This window comes from Micromonospora parva, from assembly GCF_040649675.1.
GTDB classification, from domain to species: domain Bacteria; phylum Actinomycetota; class Actinomycetes; order Mycobacteriales; family Micromonosporaceae; genus Micromonospora; species Micromonospora parva.
In genome coordinates this window covers 212,339-229,686 of record NZ_JBEZFX010000002.1, presented here as the reverse complement: position 1 = coordinate 229,686, position 17,348 = coordinate 212,339, and the positions used below count along the sequence as shown (strand labels likewise).

Genomic DNA, 17,348 nt, shown 5'->3' with positions numbered 1-17,348 from the left:
CTGCGGCCGGCCGGTGCGTCGGGGTTCCCGACCACCTCTGCGGCAAACGCCCCGTCAGGGCGTCGCCAGGGCCGTCGCGCGGGCGGTGAGAAAGGCCCGTTCCGCCGCGTTGTCCGTCAGGGCGACGGCTGTCCGGTACGCCTCGACGGCCTCCCCGCCCCGGCCGAGGCGAGCCAGCAGGTCGGCGCGGACCACGTGGTAGACGTGGAAGCCGAGAAGATCGAGGCGGTCCACCTCGGCCAGCGCCACCGCCGCACCGGCCACCTCGGCGAGCGCGACGGCCCGGTTCAGCGCCACCACCGGGCTGGGGGCGATCGCCGTCAGCTGGTCGTACAGCGCAAGGATCTGCGCCCAGTCGGTGTCGGCGGCGCGCCCCGCGGCGCTGTGCACGGCGGCGATCGCGGCCTGGATCTGGTACGGCCCGGGGCGGTCGCGGCGCAGGCAGCGGCGGACCAGCGCCTGCCCCTCGGCGATCAGCCCGGCGTCCCACCGGCCCCGGTCCTGGCGGGGCAGCGGCACCAGGTCGCCGGTGGCGGTGGTCCGCGCGCCACGGCGGGACTCGGTGAGCAGCATCAGGGCGAGCAGGCCGATCGCCTCCGGCTCGTCGGGCATCAGCGCGACCAGCAACCGGGCCAGCCGGATCGCCTCGGCGCACAGCTCGCCGCGGACCAGGTCCGGGCCGGCGCTGGCCGTGTACCCCTCGTTGAAGATCAGGTAGAGCACCGCGAGGACGCCGTGCAGCCGGTCGGGCAGGTCGGCGTCGCGGGGCACCCGGTACGGGATCCCCGCGTTGCGGATCTTCGACTTGGCGCGGACCAGCCGCTGCGCCATGGTCGGCTCCGGCACGAGGAAGGCGCGGGCGATCTCGGCGGTGCTCAGGCCGCCGAGCAGTCGCAGGGTGAGCGCGACCCGAGCGTTCGGGGCGAGCGCCGGATGGCAGCAGGTGAAGATCAGCCGGAGCTGGTCGTCGCGCACAGGTCCCTCCTCGACGGGTGGGTCGGCGGCGAACAGCAGGGCCGCCTCGGCGTGCCGGTGCGCCCGGGACGCCTCCCGACGCCGCCGGTCGATGGCCCGGTTGCGGGCGGTGGTGATGATCCAACCGGCCGGGCTGGGTGGTGGGCCGCTCCGCGGCCACCGCCGCACCGCGATGACGAAGGCCTCCTGGACGGCCTCCTCGGCGAGGTCGATGTCGCCGAGGAGGCGGACCAGGACGGCGACCGCGCGGCCGTACTCCGCGCGGAACACCGCCTCCACGTCGGACACGGTCAGTCGCCGGCCCCGCCCTGGAAGGGGCGCACCTCGACCGGCAGGGTGGTCGCCAGCGCGTAGCGGCGGCCCCAGTCCAGCGCGGCGTCCAGGTCCGGCACGTCGATGATGGTGATGCCGCCCAGGTACTCCTTGCCCTCCACGAACGGTCCGTCGGTGACCAGCACCTCGCCGCCCTCGCGGGCGCGCAGCACGGTGGCGGTCTCCGGGCCGTGCAGGCCCTGCCCGAACACCCACGACCCGGTGGACGCCAACTCGTCGCGGAAACCGGCGAGCTGACGCATCACCCCGGCCAGGAACTCCGGGTCCGGTGGCAGCTCGCCCTGGGGCTGGTGAAGGCTGAGCAGGTACAGCGTCATCGTTCCTCCTCGCGGTGGACGGCCGGCCGCTCGCCGACCTCTCATCCTCCATACGATCGGCCGCCGTTCCAATCGACAGGTCGGCAGAAGATTCTCGGCGCCCGACCCGAACCCGGCGGTGATGCGCCCTTTGCTCTGCACCTGCGGAGGCGACGGGGGCGCAGGCCAGGTGTCGCATCGGTGGGTGCAGAGCAAAGGACGAAGGACAGGGGTCGCGTCCGCCGGTGCCGGGACCGGAGCCGACAGTCATAGCGACGACAGTTGTGGGTAGACCCCGGCGTGGCTGACGCCTTGCGGGTGGTCGTGGTCGGCGCCGGTTTCTCCGGGCTCGCCGCCGCGCTGGCACTCACCCGTGCCGGCGCCCAGGTGCGACTGCTGGAGGCCCGCGACCGGGTCGGCGGTCGGGTGTTGACCCGCTGGCTGCCCGACGTCACCCAACTCGACCTGGGCGCGCAGTGGATCGGCCCGACGCAGGATCGGATGTACGCGCTGGTCGCCGAGCACGGGCTGACCACGTTCGCGTCGGCGGCGTTCGGCGCGCCCACTGTGCTCTGGGCCGGCGAGCGTCGAGCCGAGCCGCCGGCGCAGGCTGCCCGGGTTCTCGGCCTGCTCGACGAGTACGCCGCCCGGCTGGACCCGGCCGCGCCCTGGCAGGCGCCGGAGGCCGGGCAGTGGGACCGGACGGTCCTCGGCGGCTGGCTGCGTGCCACCGCCGGGGACGACGACACCGCCGACTACCTGGGGCGGGTGCTCGCCGGCGGGCTGCTGGCCACCGGCGCGGACGAGGTGTCGTTGTTGCACCTGCTGTTCTACCTGCGCAGCGGCGGCGGGACCGGACCGCTGCTGGGGATGGCGGGCGGCGCGCAGCAGGACCGGATCGTGGGCGGGCCGCCGGCGCTGGCCGAACGGATGGCCGCCGCCCTGCCGCCGGGGGTGCTGACGTTGGCCACCCCGGTGCGGGCCGTCCAACAGAGCGTCGACGGGGTGACGGCGTGGACCGACACCGGGCGCGTGAACGGTGACTTCCTGGTGGTGGCGCTGCCCCCGACGCTGGCGGGCCGGATCTGGTACGCCCCGCCGCTGCCCGCGCAGCGCGACGGGTTGACCCAGCGGATGCCGATGGGTTCGGCGCTGAAGGTGCACGCCGTCTACCCGGAGCCGTTCTGGCGCGCCGACGGGTTCTCCGGGGTGTCCACCAGCACCACCGGTCCGCTCACCGAGACGGTCGACAACTCCACGCCGACCTCGCCGCTCGGGGTGTTGACCGGGTTCAGCTACGCCTCGGACGCCGCGGTGTTGCGCGAGATGTCTCCCGAGCAGCGGCGCCGTTGCCTGTTGGACGCGTTCGCCGCGGTGCTCGGACCACGCGCCGGGGACCCCGTCGACCTCGTCGAGTACGACTGGACGACCCAGGAGTGGACGCGGGGCTGCTTCTGCGGCGCGCTCACCCCCGGCGCCTGGAGCGCGTACGGCCCACGGCTGCGGGCGCCGGTGGGCCGGGTGCACTGGGCGGGTACCGAGACGGCGACCCGGTGGACCGGCTACCTGGAGGGCGCGGTGCGCGCCGGTGAGCGGGCGGCCGCCGAGGTGCTGGCCGGCTGAGCGGCGGACGCGACCGTGGCCGGCCCGGTCTCGGCGGGACCGGGCCGGCCTCGGCCCACGGTGCGACCCGGCCGACCCGTCCGTCAGACGTTCGGGTCGGCGCGGGACGCCCGGGTCAGGGGTAGGTGGTCAGGTACACCGTCTGGTTGGCCGCGTTCGCGGTGCCACCGGCGTTGTTGATCACCCGGTTGATGGTGCCGACGCCACCGAGCGAGACGGTGACCATGTTCGTGAAGCGCACGTTCGGGTTGGTGGGCACCTCGAAGGACCGTTCCTCGACCACCGCGGGGTTGACGTTGAAGTAGCTGTAGCTGCCCAGTCCGAACGCCTGGTGACTGGTCACCGAGTCGGCGACCTTGTACGCGGCGTAGCCCCGGGTCGACCCGTTCATCCAGGCCGCCTGGTTCGGAACGTCGTAGGGCAGCTCGTTCTGGTAGAAGTACGTCCGCCCGCCGTTGCCGTTCCAGATGGTCTGGTACTTCTGGTAGTGCTCGACGAAGAGGCCGTACATGGTGACGTTGTCGCCGTTGACGGTGAGCCCGGTGTCGGCGGTGTTCAGCGTCCACCCGGTCGGTACGCCGCTGGCGGCGTGGTCGGCCCGCCACAGCCACATGTGGTCGCCGATCACGTTGTCGCTGTTGACGGTCAGGGTGTTGGTGGCCTTGCCGACGTGCGGCCCGCCGATGCGGAAGAACACGTCGTGCAGCGAGGTCGGGTTGGTGGCGTGGCTCGCGGACGAACCGGCCGGCCCGACCTCCATCAGCACCGGGGAGTTCGTCGTGCCGGCCTCGAACATGATGCCGGCGACCTTCACGCCGTCCACATCGGCCACCCGCATCCCCACCGCGCCGTTGTCGGCCTGGATGGTGGCCAGACCGAGGCCGAGGATCACCGTGTCGGCCCGGTTGACCTGGATCGGCTCGGTGACGTGGTGCACGCCCGGGGTGAAGAGCAGGTGCCGCCCCTGGGCGAGGGCCGCGTTGATGGTGGCGGCGCTGGTGCCCGGCTGGACCACGTAGAACTGCGACAGCGAGATGGACGAGCCGGCCGGGGTCTTGTTGTACCAGCTGGTGCCGGTGGAGTTGGTGCGCAGCGCCGGTACGAAGACCCGGTACTCACCGCTGCCGTCGACGTACAGGAACGGCTTCTCCCGGACCTGGGGGGTCTGCGGGATGACGGTGTGCGACGGGTTGGGGAAGCTCGGCGCGGGGGCGCCGACGACGCCCTGGAAGACCATGTTCCACACCGAGCCGGTCCAGCCGTTGCCGAACTCGCTGTTGCGGGAGTACCACTGCTGCTGCGAGCCGGAGACGACCAGGCCGTCGATGCGGGTGTCGGCCAGCAGGCCGCCGCTGGACCAGCCGTCACCGCCGTTCCAGAGCTGGATCTGGTTCTGCGCGCCACGAAGGTGCATCCGCCGGTACGGCGCGGCCTGGGACACCGCCCAGCGCTCCACCGTCTGCCCGGCGGGCAGGGTGACCGACAAGTTCTCGGCGGCCCGCCAGAAGTTCTGGGTGGCGTTGCCGCCCATCCAGAACGCCTCGGTGCGGACGTGGCCGTTGAGGTTGACGTCGTCGGGGCTCATGCCGAGGCCGGCGACCTGGGTGAAGAAGCCGAGGTTGACGTCGGCGGTGTAGGTGCCGGGCTTGAACAGCACGGCGTAGCGCTGCGGGCCGAACTGGTTGGTCTCCTGCTGGGTGAAGAGGGTGTTCAGTCGACTCTGGATGGTCGACGTCGGTGTGCTCGGGTCGAAGACGAAGGTGTTCGGGCCGAGGTTGGGGTTGTACGGGTCGGTCGTGCCGACCGGCGGCTCGCTGGTGCCCCCGCCGGTGGTGTTCACCGCCAGCTCCCACAGCGAGTAGCCGTAGGCGGTGCCCCGGGCGGTGCCGTACATCCGCAGGTAGCGGCCGCTGCCGGCGACGGTGAGGGACTGCGTCCCGCCGGTGGCCGTGGTGGTGGAGTAGATGGTGGTCCAGGTGGTCCCGTCGGTCGAGGTCTGGAGCTGGAAGGCCCGGGCGTACGCGGCCTCCCAGGTGAGCACCACCCGGCAGATGGTGCGGGTGCTGCCGAGGTCGACGCGCAGCCACTGCGGGTCGCTGGCGGCGCTGGCCCAGCGGGTGCCCGGGTTGCCGTCGACCGCCGCGGACGCGGCGAGGCCGGCGTCCTGGGTGGACGAGGCGGTGGCCGGGCTGCCCTGTGCGACGTTGGTGCTGCCGCAGGTGGGGGTGCTGCCGCCGCTCTCGCCGTACACCTGGAACTCCCAGAGCGAGTAGCCGTAGCCGGTGCCCCGGGCGGTGCCGTTCATCCGCACGTAGCGGCCGGCGCCGGTGACGGTGAGGTTCTGGGTGCCGCCGGTGCCGGTGGTGGTGGAGTAGATCGTCGTCCAGGTGGCCCCGTCGTCGGAGGTCTGGAGTTGGAAGGCCCGGCCGTAGGCGCCCTCCCAGAGCAGGTTGACCTGGCTGATGGTGGCGCGAGCGCCCAGGTCGACCTGGAGCCACTGCGGGTCGCTGAACGCGCTGGCCCAGCGGGTGGCGGTGTTGCCGTCGACGGCGGCGGAGGCCGGGGTGCCGGCGTTCTCGGTGGACGAGGCGGTGGCGGGGCGGCCCTGGGACAGCAGGGTGGGCGCGGCCTGCGCGGGGGCGCTGGCCACGGCCGGGGTGAGCGCCGCGACCAGGGCCACGGTGAGCCCGACGAGCAGGTGTCGGACGACCCGGGGACGCGGGCGTACGGATGTAGCACGAGATGTCATGACATCGCCTGTCGCTAGGGGGTTACGGGTTGCCACGCGGAGGGGATCGGGCGCGCCCGTAGCGCCGTGGATGGTGTCGCCGCCGACGCGACACCGAGGGAGGAGAGCGCTCTCGTAGGAGTGTTGCGGCGAGATTGCGACGGCGTCAAGACATCGATCTATAACTTCGTTATTTATCCCGAGGATTCTTTTTGGGTAATTTGCTGGCCGCCCGCGCGGTCGCCCCCGCTCAGCGGCGGACGCCACCCTCGGTGAGGAAGCGGGCGATCGGGAGGGTGGCCGCACCCAGCGCCACCGCGTCCACCCCGAGCCGGCACAGCTCGATCGACGCCTGCTCGTACGGCTGGCGCAGCGCCTGCCGACCGGCGGCCTCCCGCACGGCTGGCAGCAGGTCACCGAGGGCCATCGCCGCCCAGCCGCCGAGCACCACGCGCTCCGGGTTGAACAGGTTGATCAGGTTGGCCACGCCCGCGCCCAGGTAACCGGCGGTGTCATCGAGGACCCGTCGGGCGGTGGCCGAGGTCTGCGCGGCGGCGACCAGCGCGGCGAGCTGGGACTCCTCGTCCTCGCCCGGAACGGCGCGACCCCGACGCGCCTCTCGGTAGCGGTCGATGATCGCCTCCGCACCGACGTACGCCTCCAGGCAGCCGCGCGCGCCGCACCGGCAGGCCCGGCCGCCGTACACCAGGGTGGTGTGCCCCCACTCCCCCGCGCTGCTGGACGCCCCCCGGTAGGTGACGCCGTTGGTCACCACCGACGCTCCCACCCCGGAGCCGACAAGCGCGAAGACGGCGTGCCGGGCGCCCCGACCGGCACCGAACCACATCTCGGCCTGACCGAGGGTCTTCGCGCCGTTGTCGATGTGCAGCGGCACGTCGGTGCCGGCGCCGATCAGGCGCTCCAGCGGCACCCGGTCCCAGCCGAGGGCCTGGGCGTGCACCACGGCCTCGACGCCCTGCTCGACGACGCCGGAGACGCCGATCCCGACGCCGAGCACGTCGCCGGGGGCGACCCCGGCCTGGCCGGTCAGCGCGTCGATGCCGGCCAGCACGTGCCCGGCCACCAGGTCGGGCTCGGTGCGGGCCGGGTCGAGCGGGTACTCGACGCTGGCCAGCAGGGTCATCGCGAAGTCGAACAGCTCCATCCGGACCCGCGTCTCGCCGACGTCCACGCCGACCACGAAGGCGAAGCGGGGCTCGATCCGCAGCAGCATGCTGGGCCGGCCGCCGTCGGACTCGGCGGCCCCGGCCTCGGCGACGAGCCCTTCGTCGATCATGTCGGCCACCACGTTGCTGACCGCGGGCTGGCTCAGCCCGGTGCTGCGCACCAGGTCCTGCCGGGTGAGCGGGCCGTCCAGGAAGAGCTTGGTCAGCAGGGCGGACCGGTTGCGCAGCCGCACGCTGCGGTTGGTGGCACGCGCCAGCTCCACTCGTCACCTCGTTCCCGTCGGCCGTTCGAGGCGACTGTAACCGCCTCGTGCTTGACGACCCACCGGCCAGCAACTTTAATGACGACATAAATTAAGCCGTGATGTAACTCCCGGGAAACGCCGACGGACCCCGACGGCGCACCCCCGAAACCCTGCCCGCAGCCGGCCCCCGCCGCCCGACCCCTATCGGCGACGAAGGCCAGCGGACCCCCACCACGCACCGGAAGGGCTGACCCGTGTCGAGACGACACCTCGGGATATTCACCGCCGCCGTACTGGCCGCCGCCTCGCTGACCGCCTGCGGTGGCTCCGGCGACGACTCCGCCGCATCGCCCAAGACGCTCACCTACTGGGCCAGCAACCAGGGCGCCAGCCTGGAGGCCGACAAGACCATCCTCCAGCCCGAGCTGGACAAGTTCGAGAAGCAGACCGGCATCAAGGTCACCGTCGAGGTGGTCCCCTGGTCGGACCTGCTCAACCGGCTGCTCGCGGCCGCCGCCTCCGGCAAGGGCCCGGACGTGGTCAACATCGGCAACACCTGGTCGGCGTCGTTGCAGGCCACCGGCGCGCTCGTCGAGTTCGACGACGCCACCCTGCAGGCCGTCGGCGGCAAGGACCGGATCGTGCCCGCCGCGCTCGCCGCCGCCGGCGCGCCCGGCAAGCCGCCGGCCGCCGTGCCGCTCTACAGCATGGCGTACAGCCTGTACTACAACAAGAAGTCGTTCGCCGACGCCGGCATCACCGCGCCGCCGACCACCTGGGAGCAGCTCGCCGAGTACGGCAAGAAGCTCAGCACCGGCGGCAAGTGGGGCCTGGCCATCGAAGGGGCCAACCCGTCGGAGAACGCGCACCACGCCTTCACCTTCAGCCAGCAGTACGGCGGCGAGTGGTTCGACTCGGCCGGCAAGCCGACCTTCGACACCCCGCAGAACGTCTCGGCGATCAAGCGGTACATCGACTTCATGGCCGCTGACAAGATCACCAACCCGAGCAACGCCGAGTACGCGCAGAACCAGTCGGTCTCCGACTTCGCCAACGGCAAGGCCGCCATGCTGCTGTGGCAGTCCGCCGGGTCGAACCTGAAGACGCAGAACATGCCCGCCGACGCGTACGGGGTGGCCCCGGTTCCGTTCCTGGCCAACCCTCCGGCCGGCGGCAAGAAGGTCAACAGCATGGTCGCCGGGATCAACATGGCGGTCTTCAAGCACACCAAGAACAAGGACGGCGCGCTGAGCTTCGTGAAGTTCATGACCAGCGACGAGGAGCAGACGATCCTCAACAAGACGTACGGCTCGCTGCCGGCGGTGAAGACCGCCGCCTCCGACCCGGCGTTCAGCGCCACCGAGCAGAAGACCATCCAGGAGACGCTGGTCACCACTGCGGCCCCGCTGCCGCAGGTGCCTGACGAGAGCACCTTCGAGACCCTGGTCGGCACCGCGATGAAGGAGCTGTTCGCCGACGCGGCCAGCGGCAAGCCGGTCACCGAGGAGTCGGTGAAGGCGAAGCTGACCGACGCGCAGCAGAAGATGCGCTGACCCAGGCGGCACCGGTGGCCGTGGTCGGGCGCTGAGCCCGGCCACGGCCACCGCCTCCGAGAGGACCCCGATGGCAACCAGCACCACCGCGCCGGACGCCGACCGGCGCGAACCCCGGGCCGGGTCGCCGGCCCGGGAGCCGGCCCGCCGGCCCCGCGGCCCGCGCCGCTCGCTCCTGCCGTACCTGCTGCTCGCACCGGCCGTCGTGCTGGAACTCGCCATCCACGTGATCCCGATGGTGGTCGGGGTCTGGATGAGCCTGCTGGAGCTGACCCAGTTCCACATCCGCGACTGGTCCACCGCGCCCTTCATCGGGCTGGAGAACTACCGGGCGACGCTCGACCTGAACAGCGCCGCCGGCAAGGAACTGCTGCACTCGTTCTGGGTCACCCTGGCCTACAGCCTGCTCTCGGTCGGGTTCGCCTGGCTGCTCGGCATCTCCGCGGCGGTCGTCCTGCAACGGCCGTTCCGGGGCCGGGCGATCCTGCGGGCGCTGTTCCTCACCCCGTACGCGCTGCCGGTCTACGCCGCCGTGATCACCTGGAGTTTCCTGCTGCAACGCGACACCGGCCTGGTCAACCACGTCCTCGTGGACCAGCTCGGGCTGATGAACGACCGGCCGTTCTGGCTGATCGGCGACAACAGCTTCGCCTCGCTGCTGGTGGTGTCGGTCTGGCGCAACTGGCCGTTCGCGTTCCTGTGCCTGATGGCCGGGCTGCAGAACGTGCCGGGCGAGCTGTACGAGGCCGCCGCGATCGACGGCGCGGGCTTCTGGCGGCGGCTGCGCTCGGTCACCCTGCCGATGCTGCGGCCGGTCAACCTGGTGCTGCTGCTGGTGCTGTTCCTGTGGACGTTCAACGACTTCAACACCCCGTTCGTGCTCTTCGGCGGCTCCGCGCCGGAGCAGGCCGACCTCATCTCCATCCACATCTACCGCAGCTCCTTCAAGACCTGGGACTTCGGCTCCGGGTCGGCGATGTCGGTGGCGCTGCTGCTGTTCCTGCTGGTCGTCTCGGCCGCGTACCTGCTGATCACCAACCGTCGGAGGGACGACCATGCGTGAGACCGCCGGTGAGCGCTGGGGCCGGCGCATCGTGCTGACCCTGCTCGCCCTCTTCGTCGTCATCCCGCTGTACGTGATGGTCACCTCGGCGGCGAAGCCGTTGCAGGACGTGCAGAACGGCTTCACCTGGTGGCCCAGCCGGCCCACCCTGCAACCGTTCATCGACATGTGGAGCACCGTGCCGCTGGCCCGGTACCTGGTGAACAGCCTGGTGGTGTCGAGCATCGCGGCGGTCTGCTCGGTGGCGGTGGCCATCTTCGCCGCGTTCGCGGTCAGCCGGTACCGCTTCCGGGGCCGGGGGGTGTTCTCGGTGACGGTGCTGTCCACCCAGATGTTCCCCGGCATCCTGTTCCTGCTGCCGCTGTTCCTCATCTACGTCAACCTGGGCAACGCCACCGGCATCGAGCTGTACGCCAGCCGTACCGGCCTGGTCATCACGTACCTGACCTTCTCGCTGCCGTTCTCGATCTGGATGCTGGTCGGCTACTTCGACTCGATCCCCCGGGGTCTGGACGAGGCGGCGCAGGTCGACGGCGCCGGCCCGCTGCGCACCCTGTTCCAGGTCATCCTGCCGGCCGCCGTGCCCGGCGTCGTCGCGGTCACCGTGTACGCGTTCATGACCGCGTGGGGTGAGGTGCTCTTCGCCTCGGTGATGACCGACGAGGGCAGCCGCACCCTGGCCGTCGGCCTGCAGGGCTACTCCACCCAGTTCAACGTCTACTGGAACCAGATCATGGCCGCCTCGCTGGTGGTCAGCATCCCGGTCGTCGTCGGGTTCCTGGCCCTGCAGCGGTACTTCGTCGCCGGCCTCACCGCCGGCGCGGTCAAGTGAACCACCCAACCCCAGAGGAGAACCGACCCGTGCCCGACCTGTCCAAGCTGCCACCCGACTTCCTCTGGGGTGTCGCCACGGCGGCGTACCAGATCGAGGGGGCCGTCGACGTCGACGGCCGGGCACCGTCCATCTGGGACACCTTCTCGGCGACTCCCGGCAACGTCGACAACGGCGACACCGGCGCGGTGGCGTGCGACCACTACCACCGGTGGCCGGAGGACCTGGCGCTGCTGCGCCGCCTCGGCGTGGACGCGTACCGTTTCTCGGTGGCCTGGCCCCGGGTCATGCCCGACGGTGTCGGGCGGGTCAACGCCGCCGGGCTGGACTTCTACGACCGGCTCGTCGACACGCTGCTCGCCGACGGGGTTCGGCCGTTCGTCACCCTCTACCACTGGGACCTGCCGCAGGTGATGCAGGACCGGGGCGGTTGGCCCGAGCGCGCCACCGCCGAGGCGTTCGCCGACTACGCGGCGGTGGTGGCCGGCCGCCTCGGTGACCGGGTCGCCGACTGGTGCACCGTCAACGAGCCGCTCTGCGTGTGCTGGATCGGGCACCTGGAGGGCAACATGGCCCCCGGCGAGCGGGACCTGACCCGCGCGGTGCACGCCTCGCACCACGTGCTGCTCGGGCACGGCCTGGCCACCCAGGCGATTCGGGCCAACGCGGCCCGGCCGGCGTCGGTGGGTCTGGTGCTCAACCTCAGCCCGATCGAGGCGGCGACCGACCGGCCCGAGGACGTCGCGGCGGCCCGCCGGGCCGATGGGCACGTCAACAGGTGGTGGCTGGACCCGATCCACGGGCGGGGCTACCCCGCCGACATGATCACCACCTACGGCGTCGAGCCGCCGGTACGCGGCGACGACCTGGCGACGATCGCCACGCCGACGGACTTTCTCGGGGTGAACTACTACTTCCGGCAGCTGGTGGTCGACGACCCGACGGGCGCGGCGCCGTACGCCCGGCAGGTGCCGGTGCCCGGCTCGGTGGAGACCGCGATGGGTTGGGAGATGTACCCGGCGGGGCTGGAGCGGCTGCTCGTCGACGTGCACGAGGAGTACCGGCCGGGCCGGATCATCGTCACCGAGAGCGGCTCGGCGTGGCCGGACGAGGTCACCCCGGACGGCACGGTGGAGGACAAGGAGCGCACCGACCACCTGGAGCAGCACCTCGCCGCGTGCGCGTCGGCGGTGGCCCGGGGGGTTCCCCTGGACGGCTACTTCGTCTGGTCGCTGCTGGACAACTTCGAGTGGGCGTACGGCTACGACAAGCGCTTCGGGCTGGTGCACGTCGACTACGCCACCCAGCGCCGGACGGTGAAGGCGAGCGGTCTGCGCTACGCCGAGCTGATCCGTGCCCACCAGCGGCTCGCCCGGACGACCGGCAGCGCGGCACCGGTGGCCTGACCGTCGGCGGTACGGGAACGGCCGCTCGGGTGTCGATCCCGGGCGGCCGTTGCCGTACCGATCGGCCGAAACCGCCGCGAGCCGCGTTGCCCAGTGGCTAGCCTGCGGCAATGTCCGCAGCACCCGACGAGGTCGAGCAGCCCGGTCCCCGGGGGCGGGTCTCCCCGACCGACCGGATGACGGCGTTCAGCGACGGTGTCTTCGCCATCGTCATCACGCTGCTGGTCATCGAGTTGCGGGTGCCGGAATACCACGAGGGCGAGCTGCTCACCGGTCTGCTCGACGAGGGCGCCTCCTACCTGGCCTTCGTGGTGTCCTTCGTCTACATCGGGGTGCTCTGGCTCAACCACCACGCGCTGCTGCGGCTGATCCGTGGCACCACCCTCGCGCTGAGCTGGATCAACCTCGCCGTGCTGTTCGGCGCGGTGATCATTCCCTTCCCCACGGCGGTGCTGGCGTCGGCGTTCACCCACGGCGACACCGACGACCAACGCGCTGCCGTCGCCCTGTACGCCCTGGCCGCAGCCCTGATGTCGGCCCCCTGGCTGGTGTTCTTCGGCTATCTGCACCGGCACCCGGCGCTGCTGGACCGTCAGGTCACCCCCGGGTACGTGCGGACGCAGCGGCTGCGGCCGATCACCGGCCTGATCCTGTACGGGCTCAGCGGTCTGCTCGGCTGGTTCGTCAGTCCGGTGCTGGGCCTGATCGGCGTCATCGCCATGATCGCCTATCACGCGGTCACCAGCGAGGGGCTGCCCCGCTGGCTCACCCGTCGCTGACCGGCCGAAGCGGTCCCCGGTGTCAGGCCGGCCCCCGGTGCCGGCCGCCGCGTCAGTCGGCGCAGGTCGGCCGCCGCGTCAGTCGGCGCAGGTCGGCCGGGGTGTCCACGTCGACCGGGGAGCCAACGTCGTCGCAGGGCACCTCGACCACCAGGTCCGGTCGGTCGCGCAGCAGGTCGCGGGCGCCCCGGTCGCCGACGGCGTACCCGCTCAGCAGCGGCCAGGCCCGCCGGGCCAGCAGGATCGGGTGCCCGGGGCGGCCGGCGTAGGTGGCGACCGCGACGACCGCGCCGTCGACGTACGCCGCGCGCACCCGGCGCACCGCGACCGGGCTGAGCAGCGGCTGGTCGACGAGGACCACGACGGTGGCCGGCACGTCGGCCGGCAGCGAGGCAAGGCCCCGCAGCAGTGACGAGCCCAGCCCGTCGGCCCAGCGGTCGTGCCGGACCGGCACCGCGCCGGGCAGGTCGGGCACCCCGTCGGCGCCCGCGCCGAGCACCACGTGCACGGGTGCGCAGCCGCCGTCGGCGAGCAGTCGGACCGCGCGCCGCACCAGCGTTTCGCCGCCCAGTTCGACGAGCGCCTTCGGCCCGCCGTAGCGCCGGCCGGCGCCGGCGGCCAGCAGCAGTCCCGCGGTCACCGCCGTCACCTCCCGTACGAACGGCTTTGCGTTATTCGCCCTGAGATATACCGACAAAGCTAGTCTGGGCCGGTGCGGGGCGGAGCGGAGAACACGACGACGATCGACGAGCGGCACTCGTCCCGGGTGACGGTCGAGGTCAACGGCGTGTCCCGCGGGGTCACCCTGGACAACCGCACCACACTGCTCGACACGCTGCGCGAGCACCTCGACCTGACCGGGGCGAAGAAGGGCTGCGACCACGGCCAGTGCGGCTCCTGCACCGTGCTGCTGGACGGCCGCCGGGTGAAGAGCTGCCTGATCTTCGCGGTCACCGTGGACGGCCGGTCGGTGGTGACCGTCGAAGGGCTGGCCGGGCCGGACGAGCTGTCCCCGTTGCAGGCCGCCTTCATCGCGCACGACGCGTTCCAGTGCGGCTACTGCACCCCCGGGCAGCTCTGCTCCGCCCGCGGCATGCTCGACGAGGTCTCCCGAGGTTGGCCCAGCGCCGTCACCGGCGACCTGAGCACGCCCGCCGCGTTGACCGACGCGGAGATCCGCGAGCGGATGGCCGGCAACCTGTGCCGCTGCGCGGCGTACCCGCACATCGTCGCGGCCGTGCGTGAGGCGGCGTCGTCGTCGTGAGGGCCTTCCGTTACCACCGGCCGGCCGACGTGGCCGAGGCGGTCGCCGTGCTGGCGGCCGAACCGCAGGCCGCCTACCTGGGCGGCGGCACCAACCTGGTGGACCTGATGAAGCTCGGGGTGCAACGCCCCGACGTGCTGGTGGACGTGACCCGGCTGCCGCTGGACACCGTCGAGGAGCTGCCCGACGGCGGGCTGCGGATCGGCGCGACCGTCCGCAACAGCGACCTGGCGGCCCACCCGGTGGTGCGCCGCGACTACCCGGTGCTGGCCCGTGCCCTGCTCGCCGCCGCCTCCGGGCAGCTGCGCAACATGGCCACCACCGGCGGCAACCTGTTGCAGCGCACCCGCTGCGTCTACTTCCAGGACACCGGCAAGGCGTGCAACAAGCGGGAGCCGGGCAGCGGTTGCGCCGCCCTGCACGGGCAGAACCGCGACCTGGCGGTGCTGGACTGGTCCGAGCAGTGCGTGGCCACCCACCCGTCGGACCTGGCCGTCGCGCTGGCCGCCCTCGACACGGTGGTGGAGGTGCACGAGTCCGATGGCGCCCGCGACATTCCGATCGCCGACCTCTACCGCTCCCCCGGCACCCACCCGGAGCGGGAGACCACCCTCGCCCGAGGCGCGCTGATCACCGCCGTCCGGGTCCCGCCGCTGCCGGCCGCGCGCCGCTCGACGTACCTCAAGGTGCGCGACCGGGCCTCGTTCGCCTTCGCCGCCGGGTCGGTGGCCGCGGTGCTGGACCTCGACGGGGACGTGGTCCGCGACGTGCGGCTGGCGTACGGGGCAGTCGCGCACCGGCCGTGGCGCGCGTACCGGGCCGAGGAGGAGCTGCGCGGCCGCCCGTTCAGCCCGGAGCTGGCGGCACGCGCGGCGGACGCGGAGCTGGCCGAGGCGCGCCCGCTGCGGCACAACGGCTTCAAGCTGCCGCTGACCCGGGCCATCACCGTGCGGGCGCTCACCGAGTTGGCGTCGTCGTGAGCACCGTCGGCCAGGCGTACCCCCGGCTGGAGGGCCGCGAGAAGGTCACCGGGACGGCCCGGTACGCGGTGGAGTACCCGGTGGACGGGGTCACCTACGGCTGGGCGGTGCCGTCGACGGTGGTGCGGGGCCGGATCACCCGGGTCGACACCACCCCGGCGTTGGCGTCGCCCGGCGTGCTGGCCGTGCTGCACCACGGCAACGCGCCCCGGATCGCGCCCGGCCAGCAGCCGGAGCTGTGGCTGTTGCAGGAACCGCTGGTGCACTACCGGGGGGAGTACGTCGCGGTGGTGGTGGCCACCAGCCTGGAGGCGGCCCGCGAGGGTGCCCGGCTGGTCCGCATCGACTACGACGCCGGCCCGCACAGCACTGTCCTCACCGACGACCACCCGGGCCTGTACAAGCCGGACCACGTCAATCCCAGTTATCCGACGGACACCGCCGAGGGTGACTTCGACGCCGGGTACGCGGCCGCCCCGGTGCGGGTGGACGCCACGTACCGGACTCCGGCGTACCACAACAACCCGATGGAGCCGCACGCCACAACGGCGCAGTGGCGCGACGGGCGGCTGCTGGTGCACGACTCCAACCAGGGCGCGTCGCAGGTCCAGGCCACACTGGCCGAGCTGTTCGAGCTGCCCCCGGAGTCGGTCCGGGTCGTCGCGCAGCACGTCGGCGGCGGCTTCGGCAGCAAGGGGTACGCCAAGGCCGCGGTGGTGCTCGCCGCCCTCGCCGCCCGACACGTGGACCGCCCGGTGAAGCTGGCGCTGACCCGCCAGCAAATGTTCGGGCCGATCGGTTACCGCACCCCCACCATCCAGCGGGTCCGCCTCGCCGCCGACACCGACGGTCGACTCACCGCCATCTGCCACGACGCGATCAGCCAGACCTCCACCATCCACGAGTTCGCCGAGCAGACCGCCGTCTACACCCGCAGCATGTACGCCGCGCCGCACCGCCGCACCACGCACCGGCTGGCCCGCCTCGACGTGCCCACGCCGTTCTGGATGCGCGCCCCGGGCGAGTGCCCAGGCGCGTACGCCCTGGAGTCGGCGATGGACGAGCTGGCCGTGGCCGTCGGCATCGACCCGGTCGAGCTGCGCGTCCGCAACGACACCGACATCGACCCCGACCAGGGGCAGCCGTTCACCAGCCGCAACCTGGTGGCCTGCCTGCGCGACGGGGCACAACGCTTCGGTTGGGCCGGCCGTGATCCGTCTCCCCGGGCCCGGCGCGACGGGCGTTGGTTGATCGGCACGGGGGTGGCCGGGTCGAGCTACCCGGCCCGGGCCCGGCCGTGCGCGGCGACGGCCACCGCCCGGCCCGACGGGAGCTTCCTGGTGCGGGTCAACGCCACCGACATCGGCACCGGCGCGCGGACGGCGATCTGGCAGGTGGCCGCCGACGCGCTCGGGGTGCCGCCGGAGCGGGTGGAGATCCGCATCGGCGACAGCGCCCTGCCGAACGCCCCGGTGGCCGGGGGGTCGATGGGGACCTCCAGCTGGAGCTGGGCGGTGATCCGGGCCGCTGAGGCGCTGCGCGAGAAGCTGCGCGACGGCGGGCCGCCGACCGACGAGGTGACCGCCGAGGCGGACACCGCCGAGGAGGTGGGCGGTCAGCCGACGCGGCCCCGGTACGCGTACGGGGCGCAGTTCGTCGAGGTGCGGGTCGACGCGGACACCGGCGAGGTGCGGCTGAACCGGATGCTCGGCGTGTTCGCGGCAGGGCGGGTGGTGAACCCGACGACGGCGCGCAGCCAGCTCATCGGCGGCATGACGATGGGGCTGTCGATGGCGCTGCACGAGGAGGGCCTGCTCGACGAGCGGTACGGCGACTGGGTCAACCACGACCTGGCCACCTACCACATCACCGGTTGCGCGGATGTGGAGTCCATCGAGGCGTACTGGTTGGACGAGCGGGACGACGAGCTGAACCCGGCCGGGGTGAAGGGCATCGGCGAGATCGGCATCGTCGGTGCGGCGGCGGCGGCGGCCAACGCGGTGCACCACGCGACCGGCGTGCGGATCCGGGAGCTGCCGATCCGGCTGGACAAACTCGTCGGAGTATCGGGCTTGGCTTAAATA

Annotated in this window: 14 protein-coding genes; 9 read left to right on the top strand and 5 right to left on the bottom strand. The window is 72.4% G+C overall.

Annotated elements, in window-relative coordinates:
- Nucleotides 1-54 precede the first annotated feature (54 nt).
- Together AB0C03_RS06260 and AB0C03_RS06255 are read right to left on the bottom strand one after the other, a co-directional pair.
- On the bottom strand, nt 55-1,263 hold the full coding sequence (locus AB0C03_RS06260) for an RNA polymerase sigma factor (RefSeq protein ID WP_357634882.1): 1,209 nt from the start codon (nt 1,261-1,263) through the stop codon (nt 55-57).
- Nucleotides 1,264-1,265: 2 nt separating this feature from the next.
- Nucleotides 1,266-1,625, bottom strand: coding sequence for a YciI family protein (locus AB0C03_RS06255; RefSeq protein ID WP_357634879.1), 360 nt, complete (start codon nt 1,623-1,625; stop codon nt 1,266-1,268).
- A 279-nt stretch (nt 1,626-1,904) separates the two neighbouring features.
- On the opposite strand from AB0C03_RS06255, the gene AB0C03_RS06250 reads away from it, so the two are divergent.
- Nucleotides 1,905-3,227 (top strand): flavin monoamine oxidase family protein, encoded by a 1,323-nt coding sequence (locus AB0C03_RS06250; protein ID WP_210866048.1) that lies wholly within the window; start codon nt 1,905-1,907, stop codon nt 3,225-3,227.
- A 115-nt stretch (nt 3,228-3,342) separates the two neighbouring features.
- Here AB0C03_RS06250 and AB0C03_RS06245 read toward each other — a convergent pair whose 3' ends face one another.
- Both AB0C03_RS06245 and AB0C03_RS06240 read right to left on the bottom strand, forming a co-directional pair.
- Nucleotides 3,343-5,976, bottom strand: a complete 2,634-nt coding sequence (locus tag AB0C03_RS06245) for a discoidin domain-containing protein (protein ID WP_210866047.1) — start codon at nt 5,974-5,976, stop codon at nt 3,343-3,345.
- A 229-nt stretch (nt 5,977-6,205) separates the two neighbouring features.
- Nucleotides 6,206-7,405 (bottom strand): ROK family transcriptional regulator, encoded by a 1,200-nt coding sequence (locus AB0C03_RS06240; protein ID WP_210866046.1) that lies wholly within the window; start codon nt 7,403-7,405, stop codon nt 6,206-6,208.
- Nucleotides 7,406-7,641: 236 nt separating this feature from the next.
- On the opposite strand from AB0C03_RS06240, the gene AB0C03_RS06235 reads away from it, so the two are divergent.
- From AB0C03_RS06235 to AB0C03_RS06215, 5 genes are all read left to right on the top strand, one after another.
- A complete protein-coding gene (locus tag AB0C03_RS06235; protein WP_210866045.1) occupies nt 7,642-8,940 on the top strand; it encodes an ABC transporter substrate-binding protein in 1,299 nt (432 codons plus the stop codon).
- 70 nt (nt 8,941-9,010) lie between these two features.
- Entirely contained in the window at nt 9,011-10,003 is a 993-nt protein-coding gene (locus AB0C03_RS06230) for a carbohydrate ABC transporter permease (protein WP_357634873.1), read from the top strand.
- Nucleotides 9,996-10,835, top strand: coding sequence for a carbohydrate ABC transporter permease (locus AB0C03_RS06225; protein WP_203122170.1), 840 nt, complete (start codon nt 9,996-9,998; stop codon nt 10,833-10,835). Before AB0C03_RS06230 ends, AB0C03_RS06225 begins: the two co-directional genes overlap by 8 nt.
- Before the next feature lie 29 nt (nt 10,836-10,864).
- Entirely contained in the window at nt 10,865-12,241 is a 1,377-nt protein-coding gene (locus tag AB0C03_RS06220; protein ID WP_210862402.1) for a GH1 family beta-glucosidase, read from the top strand.
- A 110-nt stretch (nt 12,242-12,351) separates the two neighbouring features.
- Nucleotides 12,352-13,020, top strand: coding sequence for a TMEM175 family protein (locus AB0C03_RS06215; protein ID WP_210866768.1), 669 nt, complete (start codon nt 12,352-12,354; stop codon nt 13,018-13,020).
- 52 nt (nt 13,021-13,072) lie between these two features.
- Here AB0C03_RS06215 and AB0C03_RS06210 read toward each other — a convergent pair whose 3' ends face one another.
- The gene (locus AB0C03_RS06210; RefSeq protein WP_307857924.1) at nt 13,073-13,660 is read right to left on the bottom strand and encodes a nucleotidyltransferase family protein; all 588 of its coding nucleotides are present in this window, start codon (nt 13,658-13,660) and stop codon (nt 13,073-13,075) included.
- A 126-nt stretch (nt 13,661-13,786) separates the two neighbouring features.
- Here AB0C03_RS06210 and AB0C03_RS06205 point away from each other — a divergent pair, with 126 nt between their 5' ends.
- The 3 genes from AB0C03_RS06205 to AB0C03_RS06195 are packed head-to-tail and all read left to right on the top strand — an operon-like array spanning nt 13,787 to nt 17,345.
- Complete coding sequence (locus AB0C03_RS06205) at nt 13,787-14,284, top strand: 2Fe-2S iron-sulfur cluster-binding protein (protein ID WP_210866808.1); 498 nt, start codon at nt 13,787-13,789, stop codon at nt 14,282-14,284.
- A complete protein-coding gene (locus tag AB0C03_RS06200; protein ID WP_357634867.1) occupies nt 14,281-15,264 on the top strand; it encodes an FAD binding domain-containing protein in 984 nt (327 codons plus the stop codon). Before AB0C03_RS06205 ends, AB0C03_RS06200 begins: the two co-directional genes overlap by 4 nt.
- Complete coding sequence (locus AB0C03_RS06195) at nt 15,261-17,345, top strand: xanthine dehydrogenase family protein molybdopterin-binding subunit (protein ID WP_357634864.1); 2,085 nt, start codon at nt 15,261-15,263, stop codon at nt 17,343-17,345. The genes AB0C03_RS06200 and AB0C03_RS06195 overlap by 4 nt, the downstream gene beginning before the upstream one ends.
- Nucleotides 17,346-17,348: the final 3 nt, after the last annotated feature.